This is a genomic window from Aquimarina rubra (genome assembly GCF_042684305.1).
In the GTDB taxonomy this organism is placed as follows: domain Bacteria; phylum Bacteroidota; class Bacteroidia; order Flavobacteriales; family Flavobacteriaceae; genus Aquimarina; species Aquimarina rubra.
Window position 1 is genome coordinate 1 of the sequence record NZ_JBHULE010000019.1, and the last position, 19,216, is coordinate 19,216.

The window sequence follows — 19,216 nt, forward strand, 5'->3', positions numbered from 1 at the left end:
AATTACCCTACTCCAGTGTAACTTTTATTCCTATGAACTACGCTTGTCTCGCAAAGCGGGTGCAAATATACAACGCCTTTTTTAATCCAACAAAACTTTTTAGAAAAAAAATAAAATATTTTTTTTTAAAGCCTGCAAAAACAAATTACCAAAGAAATAAACCCGGTAAAACACAAAACAAACACAAATCTCTCAATGAACTCAACAAAACAATATCCCGTTTTGCGGGTGCAAACATACAACCCTTTTTCAATCCAACAACAAAAAATTAAAAGTATTTTTTAAAAAAAATATAAAGATTTTATAATACACTCTAAACAATAAACTTACACCAAGAAAAAAATATAATAATACCTGAAAATTAAACCAAACTAACTTCTAAAGTCACAATAATAGACTTACTGATTGGTGTATTACTTTTATCCGCATAATGATTATAGGGAACTAAAACATTGGTTTCAGGAAAGTATGCCGCTATATTTCCTTGTGGAATACTATACGGTATCACTAAAAATCGGGAAGCTTTTCGTTCTTTTCCATCATATAAGCTAATCATATTAATGACATCAAACTTTTTCAAGTTACGTTTATTCATATCCTTTACATTCATTAAAACAATGCGACGTTCATTATATATTCCTCGGTAACGATCATCCAAACCATAAATAGTGGTATTAAATTGATCGTGCGAACGAATTGTCATTAATAGAAGTTCATCTTCTTTTAATGTATGTTTTGGTAAATCACAACAACTAAACTGAGCCTTACCTTTAGGAAGTTTACTAAAATCTAAATCTCTTACATTATTAGGTAGATAAAAACCTGAACCTTTTGATCTAGTGTTAATGTCTTCGAACCCTTTAATTGTGGCTTCTATTTTTTCTCGAATCAATTCATAATTCTCGCTAAGCAACTTCCATTGTACAGGATGACCATCCTTAAAATATACACTTGCAATTCCGCCGATAATTTCTGGCTCACTAATCAGATTATCTGATGCCGGTTTTAGCATACCTTTTGATCGGTGTACTTTACCCATACTATTTTCTACAGTGAAGAACCTTGGTTTCCCGTCCTTTTGATCCAATTCTGAGCGTCCTAATGTCGGTAAAATCAAACTTGTTTTACCTGCCACCAAATGTGTTCTATTTAATTTGGTACTTATATTAACAGTGAGTTCACAATTCTGAAGTGCTTCTGCGGTATATTCTGTATCGGATGCAGCAGACAAAAAATTGCCTCCAAGCGCAATAAACACTTTTGCCTTACCTTGATTCATAGCTTCTATGGCATGTACAGTATCCAAACCTTCTTTATCAGGAGGCATAAAACCAAAGGTTTTTTTAATAGATTCATTAAGTGCTGGCGAAACATGATGCATAATCCCAACGGTGCGATCCCCTTGCACATTACTATGCCCTCTCACCGGACAAGTCCCAGCACCTGGTTTTCCTATGCTTCCTTTAAGTAATAAAAGATTTACACATTCCTTTATATTGTTAACACCGTTTTTATGCTGAGTCAATCCCATTGCCCAACAGATAATAACTTTATCTCTTTTTGCCAGCAATTGAACAACCTCATCAATTAAACCTTCTTCTACTCCGCACAATTTTATTAGTTCTTTTTCAGAATAACTTTCTAGGTGCTTGATTAGTTCTTCATAACCATTGGTATAGGTTTCAATAAACTGATGATCGAATACGTCTTTGGTTTCCGCATCCAACGCTGCTAATTTTTTCTGAATCACTTTTAACAAAGAAACATCTTGATTTATTTTTACCTGAAGATGTATATCAGTTAACGAAGTTCCTGAAGCCAATACTCCTTTAACTTCCTGAGGATTTTTAAATCTTATCAGTCCCGCTTCTTCTAAGGGGTTGATGCTAATGATTTTCCCACCATTCTGTTTACATTTTTGTAGTGCCGACAACATCCTAGGATGATTTGTTCCCGGGTTTTGGCCGATCACCATCACTATTTCTGCCTGATCAAAATCCTCTAATTTCACAGAACCTTTTCCTATTCCTAAAGTCTCGCTTAGCGCAACTCCACTAGATTCGTGACACATATTGGAGCAATCCGGCATATTGTTAGTCCCAAAAGCCCTTACAAACAAACCATATAAAAAAGCAGCTTCATTACTTGATCTTCCTGATGTATAAAACACTGCTTGATCGGGAGTATCTAACTGGTGTAATCTTTCGGCTATTAATTCATATGCGTTCTCCCATGATATGGGTTCGTAATAAATACTGTCAGGTTTTAAAACCATTGGCTCTGTTAACCTTCCGCTTTTTCCTATTTGATAATCTGACCAATTAGAAAGTTCTTCTACAGAATGTTTAGCAAAAAAGTCTTTGTTTACCCTTTTATTTGTAGCCTCTTCTGCGAGTGCTTTTGCTCCATTTTCGCAATACTCACCAAGTTTAGATGGCTTTTTGGGGTCGGGCCAGGCACAACCGGGACAATCAAATCCGTCTTTTTGATTCATTTGAAAAAGACCGTTTACTGATTTTACAACCCCCATTTCTTTAAACGCATGTTGAAGCGCAACTTTTACTGCAGGAAGTCCAGCAGCATATTCTGCAGGTTCCTGTAGCCTGATCCCAGTGAAAGTTTCGGGTCCTAAAACAGATATGTTTCGTTTCTTGATAGTACTCATAACACGCTAAAAAATAAAAGAGAATGATCTATATCAAAGATACGTCTTACGATCTATTTACTACATAGAGTACCCAAGGATTTTCTTTACTTCTGTGTATTGAAAAGAATCTTGCACCAGGGATAGCAGTGGAAATCCCGCATCCGCCATAGGCGGAGAGGAATTGCAGCGGATAGCCTACCAGGCAATCTATTATATGCCTCTTGTTGGCAGGCAGGCCCGCTCGGGTGCCGTGATTATAAAAAGAAATTCCAAACCAATCCAAAACGGATTACTGCATCTCGTGGTGCATATCCGGGCGCAGAGAATTCATTGTTCTGCTTAAAAGCCTCCCCAAAGTTCTCTACTTTAAAATAGATTCGGGTTTGTCTAATTTTGGCATTAAAAAAGATATCAAATTGAGGAAAACCTCCAAATGTTTGAATTACATCTGGACCATCAAAGGAAAGTGTCTCTTCTGGGCTCTGTACGTAAAATTCTGATAGGACCGGATCATATCCATCTGCATTATATTCAGAATAGTATTTAAAAGTAACCCCTGTTTGTAAAAACAGTGCTTTCTTAAACCAATGATCTTGGTAATACACGCTGTTTCTGGTAACAAACGTTGGAACATTATACACGCTATATGTCCTGCTCACATTTCCGTTGGTCACTGAATTAACTGCGCCATCAACATTTTGGTATAGTATGGTATTATCAAAACCTAGCCAACCAAAATTAAGTGTATTGGTGAATTTTAATTTAAAGAGATTTATACTTCCGCCAAATTGTTCTGGAACGGTTAAAGAATCAGTGTTTTTCGTGAAATATGTATAATTATCGATCGCAGTATAACTAGCTTCTAAATTAGCAAAATTCTTTACCTTGATATTTGCTTGAATCTTTTGGGTTTCTATATTTTTGAAATTGACTAAAGAAGGATTCTCAGGATTATCATAATTTTGCCAATTATACCCGATATAATCACTTTGGTACAATAAGAAATTATAATTAGGAGCTACAGAATTTGCACTAATCCCTAACTGTAATCCATAATCCTTAAATTGATATCCGGCTGATGCGTTTAGATAATTACCATCAAAATCTCCTGACACAATTGACATTCCATTAGCTGCTAATTGAAACCCTTTATAGTATTTTTGATACGAGCCTCCAATTGAATATATATTTCCTTTGAGTCTATTCTTGATATCCACTCCATTCTCAAAGCTGACTAATGTATTGTACCCATAATTATAATCAGAAGTTCCTGCATTGACGCTAAGACTTCCCAACCAATCACTATCTAATTTTACAAACAACTGATTGCTAAAGTCCTCTAGCGCTACTTTATCCATCAGCGCACCGGATTCATAGGATTCTCCAAAAAGAGTATTAGGAGAAGTCTGATCAAATTGGAAAGACTTATCTGTAATATCTAGTATGTGACCAATGGCAACATTTGTACTACTGCTATCGGTTTTTTTAATAATCGAATAACTATGATTCAGATAAAATCTTTTACCTAATAAAATACTTTCTGCATTTTCGAAATTAACCTCTATGGATCCTCTGTCAGAAAATTCATCTGCATCCTGAAATTCTTCAGTATTGCTGAGATATTGGTTCAATCCTCGTTCTGATAATCCTCCGTTTTCTTCATTAAGAAGGTCTTGAGACACGAAATGTGTTCTTATTCGATATCGATCATTTTTTGTGGTGTAATTGGCCGTCGCTCTAAAATTACCGGTACTTGTTAGCGCATGTTGATATTTACCTAAAGATCTGTTTCCTTTATACGCTATAGAAAGATTTAGTCTTGGAGAAGTATTAACAGTAAAGAAAGCATCCAATTGTTGTCCCTGTTCAAAAGTAGTTTTGAAATATAACTCCGTAAGTGGCGTAGGAACGTTATAATATTTAATATCTTCTACTTCCATGAAATTAAAGTGCCTGGCTCTAGCTCCAAAAAGCGGTAATAAATGATTACGTTCTTCTACTTTTACAAGACTATTGTAGCTCTGACCTACATTATTTAATGGCTGTAATCCAAAATCATCTCTGCGCAAGTAATTAAAATTATAATCCCTTTGAATCGTTAAGGTAGTATCAACAAAAGTGGTATCGTTATGGATATCGATTATTTTATAATCTGTAATAGGAGGCTTTTTCTTTTTGTCTTTAGATAATGGTTTTCTGCTTTTGGTAAACTCAGGTCTGGTCTGAATCTTCTGCGTTCCTTCATTTATCTCTTCTTCATTTCCTTCTTGCGCAAAGGCTATCGACCCTATAAGAAGTATAATTATGAATAATAAGTTCTTTTTCATCTATATAATAAACTGTTGGCAAAAATATACTTTTTTAACGAAAGTTAAGGATACTGATTGCCCGTTTTAGTTCTAAGTTTTTTTACTGATTCTCAAAAATTGTTTTCTGATGTTCTGCTCATACATTATCTTCGTAGCATGCTCGAATTAAAATTAAAACCTGATCTCATCGAATGTGGCACTGATGAGGCTGGTCGTGGTTGTTTAGCTGGACCGGTAACCGCCGCAGCCATCATACTTCCGGATGATTTCAGCAACAACATCTTAAACGATTCTAAACAGCTTAGTGAAGCCAAAAGAAAACTATTACGCCCACTATTAGAAGACTGTTGTATTACCTATGGTGTGACACATATCTATATGGAGGAGATTGATAAGATCAATATCTTAAACGCTTCGATATTAGGTATGCAAAGATCTATAGCACAATTAACACCTCAACCAGAACACATATCTGTAGATGGAAACCGATTTAAACCTTATCATAACATACCCTATACTTGCGTTATCAAGGGCGATGGTAAATTTATGAATATCGCCGCAGCCTCTGTGTTGGCAAAAACGTATCGAGATGCATATATGGAGAAGATTCATGAAGAGTTCCCGATGTATAATTGGAAAAAAAACAAAGGATATCCCACAGCAGAGCATCGAGAAGCGATTCGAAAATATGGAGTTACTAAATATCATCGGAAAAGTTTTAGATTATTGCCGGAACAGCTTGCGCTAGAGTTCAAATAATTATCTTTGATGCCTAAGGCACATTTGGAAACTTAGTATAACATGCTAAAGCTTTTGAAAAACCAATATTGTAAAAAAAGAAAGTTGTTGTAGAATAATGACATCTCTTATATAGTTAAAGAATAAAAAGGAAAACAAACACATGAAAAAAATAGTTGTAATTCTAATCTCCACAATTGTTTTAGCTTGTAATACTACTACCGAAAAACCAAATACTCTTATTGATTACATCCCAAAGGATGCCCAGGTAATACTTAAGATAAATGATCTGGAACAGACTAAGAATATGCTAAGAGATAATGATTTTCTCAAAAAAAATAGTGAAATCAAATTTTTTAGATATTTCAAGAAACTTCCAATATTAGATGAAATTAATCAACCTAAAGGACTACTATGCTTTTCTCCTATTGGTAAAAACGATTTTGAATACACTTACATTGCTAAATTTGATCCTTCCATCATCAATAAAGATTCTTTGAATCAAAAAAACATTGAAAACATATCGTATTCAAACAAAACCATTCATAAAGTAATTTCTGGCAACCATACCTTTTATGCTACAAAACAGGATAGTTTGCTTATAGCTTCTTCTTCTCAGATATTGATCGAAAATGCCATTCGCCAACAAGAAAATAAGGTTTCGGTAAGCAAAGATCTTGTAAAAGCATATGATGTTTCTGACTCCAAAAATCCTGTATCTGTTTTAATCAACGGAAAACAACTCAGTGAAGTTCATAATTCTTTATTACCCAATAATAATTTGTCTGAAATATCAAATTTTAGTGGATGGATATCTGTGGATGCCAGGCTAGAACAAAATGCCATGTATATAGATGGCATTGCGATAGAAAAAGATTCATTATCTACCACCATTGGCATCTTTGATAATACGATTGCTCAGGAAAACAAGATTGCAAGAATAACTCCTGTTACGGCTAATGGATTTGTATCTTTTACCTATGATGATTTTTACACATTAAAAAAGAATTTGGCATTCGCTCAAGATCGCGAGATCGAAAATATTCCTGATGATCTTGATGAGATGCTATCCGGACTTTCTGAAATCGGAATGATTTTTCTGGAAAATGAAAGCGTATTTACTTTAACATCATTGGCTCCTGAAAACACTTTGGAACAATTAGCAGGATCTGCTTCCGGATCTTACAGAAATATAGATATTTTTAGTTACGAAGAAACCACCACTTTTTCAGGATTATTAAAACCTCTTATACCTGAGTTTGAAGCTACGTATTATTTCACTTATGAAGACCATATTGTATTCGCTTCCTCTAAAAACACCTTACAAACCATTATTGCTAACATCCTAAATAAAACGACACTAGAAGAGCAGACATTCTATACTAATGCTATGGAAAAACTATCTGATCAGTCCTCTATATTAATGGTTGGTTCGATTAAAAAACTTAAAGATTATATTGCTAGTAATGTAGAAGAATCCTATAACAAAGAATGGGAGGAAGCCAATACCAATGGATATCAAATTGCCGCGTTACAAATCACAAAAGAAAGTAACTTTGCCCACATCCACGGAGTCTTCCAGAAGACCATAAGTAAAGGAACCGCAACCTCGGTGACCCAAACAGCATCTACCACTTTAGAAAATAAGATATTAAACAGACCTATTCTGGTTCAAAATCACAGAACCAAAGGTATGGATATCGCTATACAAGATGTAGACAATAATCTTTATTTGATTTCTGAAAAAGGAAGTATTTTCTGGAAAAAACAGATTAATGGTGCTATTATGGGTGATATCCAACAAATCGATATATATAAAAACGGAAGATATCAGCTTTTGTTCAATACAGAAAGTACCTTATATTTGGTAGATAGAGATGGTAACGATGTAACTTCTTATCCTAAAAAATTCGAAAAAACAATTACACAACCGCTCTCTTTATTTGATTATGATAAAAATAAACGATATCGAATCCTCATTACACAAGGGAATGAAATCACCATGTTGGATGCGGAAGGAAAAATTGTTACCGGTTTTGGGTTTAAAGAAACAGAAACGAATCTGATTATGCCTCCTCATCATATTCGTATTGGGAGTAAGGATTATATTCTTATCTCTGAAGAAAACGGAAAACTAAATATTCTGGATCGATTAGGAAGAACTCGGGTAGATGTAAAACAGAATGTAAGTTTTTCTACAAATCAATGGCAGCAATATCAAAATAAATTTACATCTCTTACCAAAGACGGAAAGATCATTCAGGTGCAATCTGATGGAACAGTATCTTTAATGGACAAAGAACTAAATACAGGTAGTTCGTTAGTTGCAACGAATAAAACTCTGGTTACTTTTTCAGAAAATAAACTATCTATCAAAGAAAAAACTTTAGAACTAGATTTTGGAGTGTATACCAAGCCACAAATATTTTATATCAATAATAAAATTTATGTAGCAATTACAGATATACAAGCCAAAAAAGTCTACTTATATGATAGTAATGCAGAGTTGTTTCCTAATTTTCCTGTGTACGGTAATTCTGTTATCAGTTTGGGAAATATAGATAAAGATCCTAATCTGGAATTTACCGTTCAGGGAGAAGAAAATAGTGTTTTGATTTATCAGATTAACTAGACCTTTATTTTGCATTGATATTTAATTGATCATTCTATCCAATTCAAAACACCCATTATTTTCAGCCTTTCATTCATTTTCTTTGCTTGCCCAAAGAAAACGAACCAAAAGAAAGGGCACTCCATCGCGTCATTTCGCCCACAGCTTGCGCTATATCGTAAAGTATTTTTTGGTTACACTAAAAATCAGATTTATTTTACTAAAATCTTTCCAAGGCTTCAAGATTTTTTAACCTGCCTACCTGGCGGATGGCCAGGCAGGCGTAAAACAAATCTTATACTGGTAGAAACAGGTTTTCAAAGCCCTGCTTTGGAACGTTAAATATTATAGAATGAAATTTATTCTCAGTTTCGTAATGATCTAAATAGATTTCCACTAGTTTATTAAGAAGTAATGTTGACTTTTTGAATACGTATCTCACTAATGTGAAACAACGTAATTAAAATGTCATGAAAACTTTAAAAATTTTATCTGTATTATTTCTTACCGCTTTTTTCATTGCTTGTGATAGTGATGACGATGTTACACCATTAGGTTCTATTGATTTAGAAGCCACTTCCATTACTTTTTCTATAGTAAAAGATGAAGGCAGTGATTTTACAGGAACAGCTACTATTACGGGAACCATAACCAATATCGAAGAAGCAAACTTTAATTCCGGTACTGGACAACAAGCCATTCGTTTATATCAAAGAAATCTGGGAGCACCTGCTCCGGGTGATCTGGTAGCTACAGTAAATTTTACCAATCTTGCCGCAGGAGAAACGTTAACTATTAGCTATATGAGGCCTTGGAATTCTTCATCTCCAGCAGAAGGTGAGTTCCCGCCAGATTATCAAATTATTTTAGACTACGATCCTGATATTTTTATTGATGGAAATGAAAATAACGATGATGAAGATTTGACCAACAATGATTTGACTGTTAGCGGATCAGGCATCAACGATCTTTTTAGAAACTAAGAAGCTTATTTCGATTTATACCTTAAGACTTTCTTGGGTGTTCAACTTTTTTTTCAAAAACTAAAACTCTAAAAAAAAAATTATGAAAATCATATACTTTATCCTGCTTCTATGTTTTGCAGTGACCAGTCAATCTCAATCCATTGAAATGAATGTAATCTCTAATTCTGGTGGCAGTAATGGTAATACATCTCATATGATAAATTTTACCATTGGCGAAACGTTTATTGGAACCATTACTAATTCGGAATCGATAGATCAAGGATTTTGGTCAGGAATTGCTGCTTTAAACGCACTCTCTACAGAAGAGTTTTTGTTTAACGAAAGTATAGTTACTATATATCCTAATCCTGTTTCAGATTTCTTTACGATACATATTCCGGATATCAACAGTTACACTTTTTCTTTATACAACCTCAATGGACAAGAAGTAATGACTCGAAAGGTAAATGCTTTATTACTTAACCATCAAATTGATATCAGTTCTTTAGCACAAGGAACTTATCTACTTAAGCTTTCTGTTCCACAAACGAATGAAAACAAAGTATTCAAAATCATTAAAAAATAAACCACTCTTTATAAACATTGAAATCATGAAAAAAATAATATCAAATTTTCTAATATTTAGTACACTACTCTTTTGCACACTATTATCAGCACAATCTGTACAAAAAAACTTTATCAACTACCAAGGCGTAGCCAGAAGTTCCAGCGGTGATATTCTTGTTGATGAATCTATTAATATACAAATAGCCCTAAAATTTGGAGCACCGGATATTGCAGCGAGCTATGTAGAAAATCATACGGTTACTACCAATGCTAATGGAGTATTTGGTTTATTAATTGGTAGCGGAACTGCTGTTACAGGTGACTTTAACACGCTACCTTGGGGAGGAATTGCGTCTTATGTAACTGTATCTGTAAATGGTGCAGAAGTTGGGACCAACGAACTAATGGCTGTGCCCTATGCTATAACATCCGGAGATACCAGATGGCTTTCTAACGGTAATGATATAGAAAATATAAATAGCGGAAATGTAGGTATTGATAGAACTCCTACAGCCAAGTTAGATGTGAACGGAGATTTGAGATTACAAAATGGCACTTCAGTAAACGAAATATCGACGGATGTGACTCTAGGAAGCAATAGCAATAATGCTATCCCAACAGAGCGAGCGGTAAAAACCTATGTAGATAATGCCACTGCCACTACTACGCCAGTTGTTTTTAAAGTGAGAGGAAATGGTTTTGCAGTAAAAGACCTAAATATTAATACAACTATAGAAACGGATATCTGGGATATCAGAACGTATGATACCAGAAACGCTTTCAATACCACTACAAAAAGATTTGTTGCCCCAGAAAGTGGATATTATTATCTGCATGCTGTGGTAAGACAATCCAATACAGTAACCTCTTCTTTTTTTAGAATTAGTTTTAATGTAGATACCGGTGTAGATTTTACTCAAATCGTTGATGGTGATGATGTAAAAACAGATGTTAGCGGTATTTATTTCCTAAATGTTGGACAAGAAGTGTATGTCTCCTTAAGAAACTTTGGTCCTGGTAATGTTCGTATAGACGGAACTGGGAGTTGGTTTGAAGGATATAAAATAAATTAACCCCAACCTATTTGATTTGTTTAGTTTTTAGTCAAAAAACCGAAGTACGCTATACTTCGGTTTTTTGTTGTATCATTTCAGCTTCGAACAGATTGGTAAAATGCTTTAGTAATTTTTGCTTTACTTCTACGATATCCACCTTTTCCATTCCTAACTCTACATTTAAAGAAGTAACAGCTTTATCATTAATCCCACAAGGAATGATATTATCAAAATAACCCAGGTTGGCATTTACATTAAAAGCAAAACCGTGCATAGTCACCCATCTACTGGCTCTTACTCCCATGGCACATATCTTACGGGCAAAAGGAGTACCTACATCCAACCAAACTCCGGTTTCTCCATCACTTCTTGTACCTTTAATTCCATATTCTGCTAAAGTGAGTATTACCATTTCCTCCAAAAATCGTAAGTATTTATGAATATCGGTAAAAAAATTATCCAGATCCAATATTGGATATCCCACAATTTGTCCCGGTCCGTGATAGGTGATATCACCTCCTCGATTGATCTTATAAAAAGTAGCCCCTTTTTCTTTTAGTTGTTCTTCATTCAACAATAGGTTACTAATATCGCCGCTCTTTCCTAAAGTATATACGTGTGGATGTTCTACAAAAATAAAGTAGTTCTTGGTGTCCAGATTAGCATCCTCTCTTCTATTTTTGATTTTGGTATCCAGAATTCCTTGAAAGAGTACTTCTTGATATTCCCAGGTTTCTTTAAAATCCTTAAGACCTAGTTCTTGTATTTCAATCTTCTTATTCATCTTTGCAAAGATACAAGATTAAAAAAGTTTTAAACTCTATTATAAAAGGTTAAAAACCATCTATTTAATTATAACTATATTTGCCGCTTTTAAAAATATAAACCCCAAAATATGAAACGATTATTACTAGTTTTATTTCTTTTTATTTCTGCTTTTTCTTTTGCCCAAAAGATAAAAATTAAAAAAGGAGAAGTTTTTTTTGACAAAGTCAAAGTAGCTCATATCGAAAAAATAAAAGCAAAAGGACTAAGACATTTTCAGGTAAGTGATCTTGATAAAAAACCGCTGTTCAGAGCTGGAGATTTAAAAGAATATTCTTTGCTCTTTCATTCTGATAAATGGTATTCTTACAATGCATTTTTTGGTGATCAACTAAAAGATACTTTACTTATCAATTCAAAGAATCATTATTTCCTGTCTAAAAAGAAAATCTTTCAGCTTGCTATAGAAATGGGAATTTTTAATGCCGAAGGTTTCCACGCATCCAAAGCTGAAGAACTGATTGCACAAACCCCTAAAAGGCCGGAAAGGATCATAAAAAAACTGGATAAAGAGCGTAAATTACTAAGTGGTAAAGGACATAGAGTGAATCGTGATTTTAGCGACCTGAATATATATTTAATTCCTTATCCTTCAAAGAAGGCGTACAGTCAGCTAAATAAAAGCATGGTAGATCGCGTGGAGTACGATATTTATATTGGTAACCCAAATAATGATGATGAATCTGCAACTTTAATAGGTTCTGCAATTCGCGAAACCGGAACAGTTAGAGGTGAATATTTTTTCATATTTAACACAAAGAAATTCCCCTTAGCATCGTATCATTCTATGACTTTTAAAATTTATGGTAATAAAAAGGAATTAGGAATCATGGATCATGATATCAAAGTAAATATGGGAAGCAAACGAAGCGAGGCCATTAGAGAAATGGTTCGTGAACTTATCACACGAGGCAAACTTTAAGACACCCATAATAACAAAAAAACAAAGAAGCGGTATCAAGGAGATACCGCTTCTTTGTTTTTAGTACGTTTTTAATTGTATTTATTTTTCCAGCTCTACTTCTACATCGAGTACTTTAGGGTTTTCCATATACTCCAGGAAACCTACCTCTAATGTAAAGCTCTTTCCATCTTGACTAAATAATGCCTTCTCTGAGGAAATCTTTTTTATTTTTTTCGGAAAATGATAATTGATTTTATATTTAGAACTTGCTAAAAACATCTTCATCTGCTCAATACTATCCAGGCTCTTCTTTAATTTAGCTCTATCCAAAATCTGAGTTACCCTTTTGAATTTGTTCTTCTTATAAGAATATACCACTCTGGTCGGATCTTCTCCCTCAGCATTGGATAACGGGTCTCCTGCTGGACTTGCAGTCTGTCCGGCTTTGTTCTTATTTCCAATAGCAGATGCTGTTTTAAAGTTATTAAACACATCGCCTAACTCCTCTACACTTTTGAATTCTGAATATAGATCAAACTTCATCTCTTTGGATTCAGGGTTCATTAACATATGCATTTTGAAGTTTTCAAGTTTTTTCAGTTTTTCTTGCTCTTCTGGTGGTAACTGCGCAATACTATCCTTTTTCTCTTCTAAAAACTCTTTGAAAACTAAGGTAGAGTCAATAATTTCCTCTTTCTCTTCTGTGACCTTGTCTCCTGCTATTTGCATAATTTCTGAACCATCAAAGTTGAAAGAAATCTTTCCACTTCCGTCTTCGTTGATATGTAAATCTTCAGAAAACTGACATCCAACCAATAGAATTGCTGCCAATAAGGTCTGTGCAAACAAGGAAACTTTTTTCATACGATAAAATTTTTTCAATTTCTTTTAAATTCATTAAAATATCAGAAGCATCTGCAACCTTTCAATTCTCTTCTTAAAAATTAGCTCTTAGGATTATTAATAATTACTAGTGCAGCGATAACTCCAGGAACCCATCCACACAAGGTTAACAAAAGTACGATTATGATTGATCCACATCCTTTGTCCAAAACAGCCAATGGTGGAAAAAAAATCGACAATAAAACTCTCCAAATACTCATAAACAAAAATAGATTAAATAATATAATTATAGGTAGTCTTATATCCTATTATGTTACATCTCTATCTTAAAATTATTTTTATCTTGGCATAGTTTCTATAAAAAGCCAGACATAACTATATGAAATGGACGAGAATTATTCTTTGTATTGCTTTTTTGATCTGTTCTCCATCACTTTGGAGTCAATACAGGTTTTCGGGTTATGTAGATAATACCAATAAGGATAGTAATGTCTATTTATCTTTAATAGAAGATTACAGAAAAATGTCTGGGATTTATCCTGAACAGATTATCCAAAAGGTAACTCCTGATACTACGGGTTATTTTGTATTTACAGACAATAACTTACCTTCTGAAAATAGTATCTATCGTATTCATACCGAAAATTGTTCCGAAACTGATAAAGAATCTGTTCACTTTAATGGAATCTGTCTCAATAGCAAAGAAATTCTTTTTATCGCCAAAAACGAAGACACAATTTCTTTACCATTTACATTAGAGCAAGAAGTGTTTTGTGAAGTTGTCTCTACAAACGAGCGAAGTAATGCTTTCCTTAAGGTGGATTCGATTATAGAAAATATGCGCTACGCATTTAATTCTTACCGTAGCGAAGCTAATAGAAAAGTAAACTCCAAAAAATGGTTTAATACCTTACAAGAATATGGTAAAAGCCAACAAGAACCGCTTACAGAATTATATATTTATTCTTTTCTATCTAACAAGTCGAATAATTTATACACCTATTATTTACAAGATCTAAAACAGAACACCTATTATGATGAATTGTTAGAGCGATTAGAAAACAAGTATCCAGAAAGTCCTTATGTTCGACAATATAAAACCGAATTGGCTGCAGATAAATTCTCTGTAGCGATTACTACCCAAGAAACCTCAACCTATTGGTTGTGGATACTAATTATATTGCTTATCCTATCGGGGTTATTGAATGTGGTTCAATTTCAGAAATTGAAAAAAAATAAGCATTCTTACAAGCTTACAGAAAGAAGACTTACGCAGCAAGAGAGAAAAATATTAGATCTCATTCTACAAGACAAGACCAATAAAGAGATCGCTTCTTTATTATTTTTAAGTGTTAGTACCATAAAAACACATATCAACAATTTATATAAAAAAATAGATGTAGAAAGTCGCGAAGAGGTAAAAACGTTATATAAGAACAAATAGTTTCTATTTCTTTTTTTCTTATTAAATTCAAATTTCCATCGGGGGTCTAGTCCCTATTTCCACCTCATTTTTATTGCATTTTCGCTCTCATGTCTAGAGTTTTGATCCAGAATCAGAATTCTAAATCTATTATAAACTAAACATTGTAAAGACATGAAAACAAAGAACACTTTTGTACTATTACTAATGATCGCTTCTGGCCTTATGATATCTTGTAATAATCAAACTAAAAAAAACAGCGCTGCTGAAACTATTGCCATGCAAGGTGATCTAAATGATCCTAATAAAAAGATGGCTCCTGTGATGACTTTTGCAGAAACCGAATTTGATTTTGGAACGGTGGCAGAAGGTGACATACTAGAACATTCTTTTTCTTTTACCAATACAGGAAATGCTCCTTTAGTAATTGTCAATGCCAAAGGAAGTTGTGGTTGCACGGTTTCTAACTGGCCTAAAGAACCCATTGCTCCTGGTGCGACTAAGGAAATGCTGGTTACTTTTAATACCAATGGCAAACCTAACTTACAAAACAAACAAGTTACCATCACGACCAATACAGCTGCAGGAAAAGAAATCCTAAAAGTAAAAGCTATGGTTACACCAAAGGCTAAAAATGCTTCAAGTGGTATACCTTTGAGTAAATAAACTAAGAAAAGAATCTACAATTTAACAACCTAAGTATTATTATTCAAGTTATTCAATACGTATAGAAACGATAATACTTAACGTGAGCTCGATGGAAGAAAATTTACGTCAGGCAGATTGATCCCGATGGTAATCGGGATTGTATCGAAGGTAAGTGAATTTTTAATCAAAAGCCTAATCCTTAGGATCGAACTCGCGTTACTTAGGTTGTAATACATATTCTCTATACACACTTCCATATAAATTTTAATCTCGTTCTAATGCAAACAACACTACGCTTCGTTATTTTTTTCGTGATCTCTTCTCACGTAATTGCGCAAACCTTTAATCAGGAAATGATTAATACAAAAGGCACACCTTATCTTAGTGGGAAAATCAATATTGAAAAACTAAATACAGCTCCTTACAGCCAATGGTTCTCTAAAAACTATGATTCCTATGAACCCAAACAAGATATTATCGATGACATCAAAACCGATTTACGTAAGTATACGATCAAAATATTTATGGGAACCTGGTGCGGAGATAGCAAAAGAGAAGTCCCAAACTTTTATAAGGTTCTAGATGCTAGTGAGTTTCCAATAAATCGATTGACTACTATTGCAGTGCGGGCAGATCGGGAACACTATAAACAAAGTCCGGGAGGTGAACAAGAAGGTTTAAATATCCATAGAGTACCAACCTTTATTTTTTATAAAAACGGAAAAGAGATGCATCGCATTGTAGAATCTCCTAAAAAAACTATAGAGGAAGATATGAAAGATATCCTATCCGGAAATTATACACCAAACTATGCCTCTGTAACTAAAATGAACACTATTATTGAAACATTAGGAACAGACTACGTATCCAAAAATTCTGAAAAGCTTATAAATGAATTCAGCGCTATTTCTAAAAGTTTGTACGAATTAAATACCTATGCTAATGTTTTGTTCTTTGCCGGTAAGCAAAAAGAGGCTATAGAAATATTGAAGTTTAATACATTGCTATTTCCTAAAGAAGCCGACGCTTATATAAGTTTAGCCAATAAATTGGTAATTACCGAGAATATATCTGATGCTATAAAGCACTATGAACACTCTTTAGATTTTGATAAAAATGAAAAAATCGAGAACACCATAGGAGAATTGAAGAAGTCATTATAATGAAAAACATCATTACTTTAGGGTTTTCCTTTGATGTAAAATAACTTGAGTTTCTATGTTAAAACAAAGTATTTCAAACAAAAATGAGACCTGTCAGGTTTTAAAAACCTGACAGGTCTTGATTATAAAGTTCTTGTTGCGCAAAGTCCAATAATAAAGTGTAATAACTCTTTTAAAAAGAGGTGATTTCTTCTGTTACAGGTTTTACATCCATATGCCTTTTTATCTTTCTTTTGATCGCAGGTGTATTATCCCGATAATCTAGCAAAGGAACTAGTAATTTACATCCGTAAATATCATCTCCACCTTTTCCATTGATTCGATTACTAGCAAAATATCCTGTGTTATTTTCCTCATTAATAATAAACGTAAAATCGTCTTTCACACTGTTTATAGGAGCTCCCAAATTATAAATCGACCAGCCAGTTGTTCTATTAGGTAATACCATAAAAATATCCAAGCCTCCAAGACCTTCATGTCCATCACTGGCAAAAAACAAAGTACCTCTATCGCTAATATATGGAAAAGTCTCTCTCCCTGGAGAATTAATCTTATCTCCCAAATTTCGTGGTGTACCATAAGTACCATCCTCAAAAATTTCTACTACGTAAAGATCAGATTGCCCATAACTTCCTGGCATATCACTAGCAAAATACATAAATCTACCATCGGGTGATAATGCGGGATGTGCTATAGAGTACTCATCACTACTAAAAGGCAATTCCTCTATGTTTTTCCATTTACCATTCACATAATCTGCCTTATATATTTTTAATGAAACATATCCATCAGAATTTCTTTTAAACTTTCTTTTTGAATAATTATTCCTTGTAAAATATACCGTTTTTTGATCTGGACTAAAGGTTGCAGAAGATTCATTAAACTTAGTATTGATCATACCTTGTAGTTTTGACACCCCTTTATCAGGAATATTTTTACCTGTAATATACAAATCCGAAAAAGGCTCATTAGTATGTTCCTGAAGTATCACCGTCATGGATTTACTATTACGAGAAGAAGCAAATACCAGCTCGCCTTTATAAAAACTTGGAGCATAATCCGAATTTTTAGAGTTGATGCGTAATGATTCTATGATAAAATTTGCAGATGTCTCGTGTGCAATGACGGATCGATCAGATAGAAAGTTATAGACTTCCTGTTTTTTTTGAACCTCGTTAGTGATGGTTGCTACCTCTACAACGGCAGTTGTGTTTTCATAAAGATTGGCTGTTTCTGAAAAAGCATATTCATACAATGTTTCATTAGCTAGCGCTAGTGGTTCTTGTTGAGAAAATGTTGAATTCAAAAAAAAGAAAAAAACCAGCCCCAAAAGGTTTTTTTGCAATGTCATGGATTACTTTTTTGTTGATCAAATACAACTCATCTGGTTTCTTCTTTATTAAAATAGTGTGTACGCTTATACATTATCGTTTATAGTGTTTTTATAAACGAACAAGTCTATGTTTTCTAAAGATTACGATGATGCTATCCCCATAGCGTTGATTGTACTCTGATTTGTGTTACGAGATACAATGTACTGATCCTTAACAAAATAAAGTGTTAAAAAAGTAGAAAATTTAGATTCCGTATTAATTTTAACAAGTGTAAGAAATACCCCTAATGTCCTACTCACCCTTCGAGTACCTCAGGGTTCTTACTACGATAATAACTGTATTTCTATAGAACTTCGGCAAGCTCATTATGACAGCTCAGGGTTCGAGAACCTCACCCTTCGGAAATATATAATAGCTATACTTTAATATCATGCGAGGACTGAGGTTCTTGAAGTCTTATATTCTTAGCTCTACGAAGTTGCAACTATCCGTGTATATGGAAACTTTCTAAAACTAGGGTTTCTACCAATATATTAGTTTACCTTGATTATCTTGTATGAAAAAAGTATTTATAATATTGGAAGCAACTTCACCATTTTCAGATGTTGTTACTATGAAAGTTTCTCCGTGATGATTTTTTGCTTTTTTGCTTAGATTAATTAACTCATCCAATTTATCTTCATTTAGATTTTTAAAAATATACAAGTTAATATCATTAGGATTACTCGTTGAATAATCATCAAAATTTGTTTGTTTGAATACAGATTTCTCTCGCTTTATAGAAAAAACAAAAACATCATTATCATCTGCTAAAATAATTCCAATGTAAGACTTATTAAAGCGACTCGTTTCAATTAATTTAAATGCTGTTTTTTTTAAATTAACTTTCGAAAAGAACTCTTTTCTATGTTCTATAATATCTGAAAGAGCTTTTTCTCGCACTTCAATATGATCTTTATTAAGCTTATTTATGTCATTATCCTTGTTAATAATCTTTGTCAGTTCTCTATTTAGAGATTCTAAAATAATAACGTTTTGACTTTTACACGACAAAAAAGTAAATAAGAAAATAGTTGTAATATAGATATATCTTTTAATCATATTTTATAGTTTTATCCCTAAAGCTTTTAAAATCAAAGACTCGTCTCTCCCAAACTTCCTTCAATATAGAAGCTTTTACCTTT

General features: G+C 33.5%; 16 protein-coding genes. 9 read left to right on the forward strand and 7 right to left on the reverse strand.

The annotated features are described in order from the left end of the window. Positions 1-361: 361 nt before the first annotated feature. Together ACFSR1_RS08410 and ACFSR1_RS08415 are read right to left on the reverse strand one after the other, a co-directional pair. Positions 362-2,665 carry an FdhF/YdeP family oxidoreductase gene (locus ACFSR1_RS08410; RefSeq protein ID WP_378291504.1) on the reverse strand — a complete coding sequence of 768 codons (2,304 nt, stop codon included), beginning with the start codon at positions 2,663-2,665 and terminating at the stop codon, positions 362-364. A gap of 236 nt (positions 2,666-2,901) precedes the next feature. After that, complete coding sequence (locus ACFSR1_RS08415) at positions 2,902-4,974, reverse strand: putative porin (RefSeq protein ID WP_378291506.1); 2,073 nt, start codon at positions 4,972-4,974, stop codon at positions 2,902-2,904. Positions 4,975-5,112: 138 nt separating this feature from the next. Between ACFSR1_RS08415 and ACFSR1_RS08420 the strand changes: the two genes are divergently transcribed. The 5 genes from ACFSR1_RS08420 to ACFSR1_RS08440 all read left to right on the forward strand — a co-directional run bounded on the left by ACFSR1_RS08420 (position 5,113) and on the right by ACFSR1_RS08440 (position 10,910). Then, positions 5,113-5,715, forward strand: a complete 603-nt coding sequence (locus tag ACFSR1_RS08420; protein WP_378291508.1) for a ribonuclease HII — start codon at positions 5,113-5,115, stop codon at positions 5,713-5,715. Positions 5,716-5,857: 142 nt separating this feature from the next. Continuing rightward, positions 5,858-8,326, forward strand: coding sequence for a ribonuclease HII (locus ACFSR1_RS08425; RefSeq protein WP_378291509.1), 2,469 nt, complete (start codon positions 5,858-5,860; stop codon positions 8,324-8,326). Positions 8,327-8,775: 449 nt separating this feature from the next. Next, positions 8,776-9,288: a hypothetical protein gene (locus tag ACFSR1_RS08430; protein ID WP_378291511.1), complete on the forward strand. Its 513-nt coding sequence runs from the start codon at positions 8,776-8,778 to the stop codon at positions 9,286-9,288. A gap of 82 nt (positions 9,289-9,370) precedes the next feature. Further along, on the forward strand, positions 9,371-9,856 hold the full coding sequence (locus tag ACFSR1_RS08435) for a T9SS type A sorting domain-containing protein (protein WP_378291513.1): 486 nt from the start codon (positions 9,371-9,373) through the stop codon (positions 9,854-9,856). Between the two features lie 25 nt (positions 9,857-9,881). After that, on the forward strand, positions 9,882-10,910 hold the full coding sequence (locus ACFSR1_RS08440; RefSeq protein WP_378291515.1) for a hypothetical protein: 1,029 nt from the start codon (positions 9,882-9,884) through the stop codon (positions 10,908-10,910). Positions 10,911-10,959: 49 nt separating this feature from the next. Here the strand turns inward: ACFSR1_RS08440 and lipB are convergent, their stop codons facing one another. Beyond that, positions 10,960-11,676: a lipoyl(octanoyl) transferase LipB gene (gene lipB, locus ACFSR1_RS08445; RefSeq protein ID WP_378291517.1), complete on the reverse strand. Its 717-nt coding sequence runs from the start codon at positions 11,674-11,676 to the stop codon at positions 10,960-10,962. Between the two features lie 111 nt (positions 11,677-11,787). Here lipB and ACFSR1_RS08450 point away from each other — a divergent pair, with 111 nt between their 5' ends. Further along, complete coding sequence (locus ACFSR1_RS08450) at positions 11,788-12,639, forward strand: hypothetical protein (protein ID WP_378291519.1); 852 nt, start codon at positions 11,788-11,790, stop codon at positions 12,637-12,639. Between the two features lie 81 nt (positions 12,640-12,720). On the opposite strand, the gene ACFSR1_RS08455 is transcribed toward ACFSR1_RS08450, so the two are convergent. Both ACFSR1_RS08455 and ACFSR1_RS08460 read right to left on the reverse strand, forming a co-directional pair. Then, positions 12,721-13,485 (reverse strand): hypothetical protein, encoded by a 765-nt coding sequence (locus ACFSR1_RS08455; RefSeq protein WP_378291521.1) that lies wholly within the window; start codon positions 13,483-13,485, stop codon positions 12,721-12,723. Positions 13,486-13,565: 80 nt separating this feature from the next. Beyond that, complete coding sequence (locus ACFSR1_RS08460; protein ID WP_378291523.1) at positions 13,566-13,724, reverse strand: YqaE/Pmp3 family membrane protein; 159 nt, start codon at positions 13,722-13,724, stop codon at positions 13,566-13,568. A 119-nt stretch (positions 13,725-13,843) separates the two neighbouring features. Between ACFSR1_RS08460 and ACFSR1_RS08465 the strand changes: the two genes are divergently transcribed. From ACFSR1_RS08465 to ACFSR1_RS08475, 3 genes are all read left to right on the forward strand, one after another. Further along, positions 13,844-14,908 (forward strand): response regulator transcription factor, encoded by a 1,065-nt coding sequence (locus ACFSR1_RS08465; RefSeq protein WP_378291525.1) that lies wholly within the window; start codon positions 13,844-13,846, stop codon positions 14,906-14,908. A 153-nt stretch (positions 14,909-15,061) separates the two neighbouring features. Next, the gene (locus ACFSR1_RS08470) at positions 15,062-15,553 is read left to right on the forward strand and encodes a DUF1573 domain-containing protein (RefSeq protein ID WP_378291527.1); all 492 of its coding nucleotides are present in this window, start codon (positions 15,062-15,064) and stop codon (positions 15,551-15,553) included. Positions 15,554-15,813: 260 nt separating this feature from the next. Beyond that, positions 15,814-16,698, forward strand: a complete 885-nt coding sequence (locus ACFSR1_RS08475; protein WP_378291529.1) for a hypothetical protein — start codon at positions 15,814-15,816, stop codon at positions 16,696-16,698. A gap of 172 nt (positions 16,699-16,870) precedes the next feature. Here ACFSR1_RS08475 and ACFSR1_RS08480 read toward each other — a convergent pair whose 3' ends face one another. Beyond that, positions 16,871-18,049 (reverse strand): TolB family protein, encoded by a 1,179-nt coding sequence (locus ACFSR1_RS08480; protein WP_378291531.1) that lies wholly within the window; start codon positions 18,047-18,049, stop codon positions 16,871-16,873. A gap of 505 nt (positions 18,050-18,554) precedes the next feature. Next, a complete protein-coding gene (locus ACFSR1_RS08485; RefSeq protein ID WP_378291533.1) occupies positions 18,555-19,133 on the reverse strand; it encodes a hypothetical protein in 579 nt (192 codons plus the stop codon). Positions 19,134-19,216: the final 83 nt, after the last annotated feature.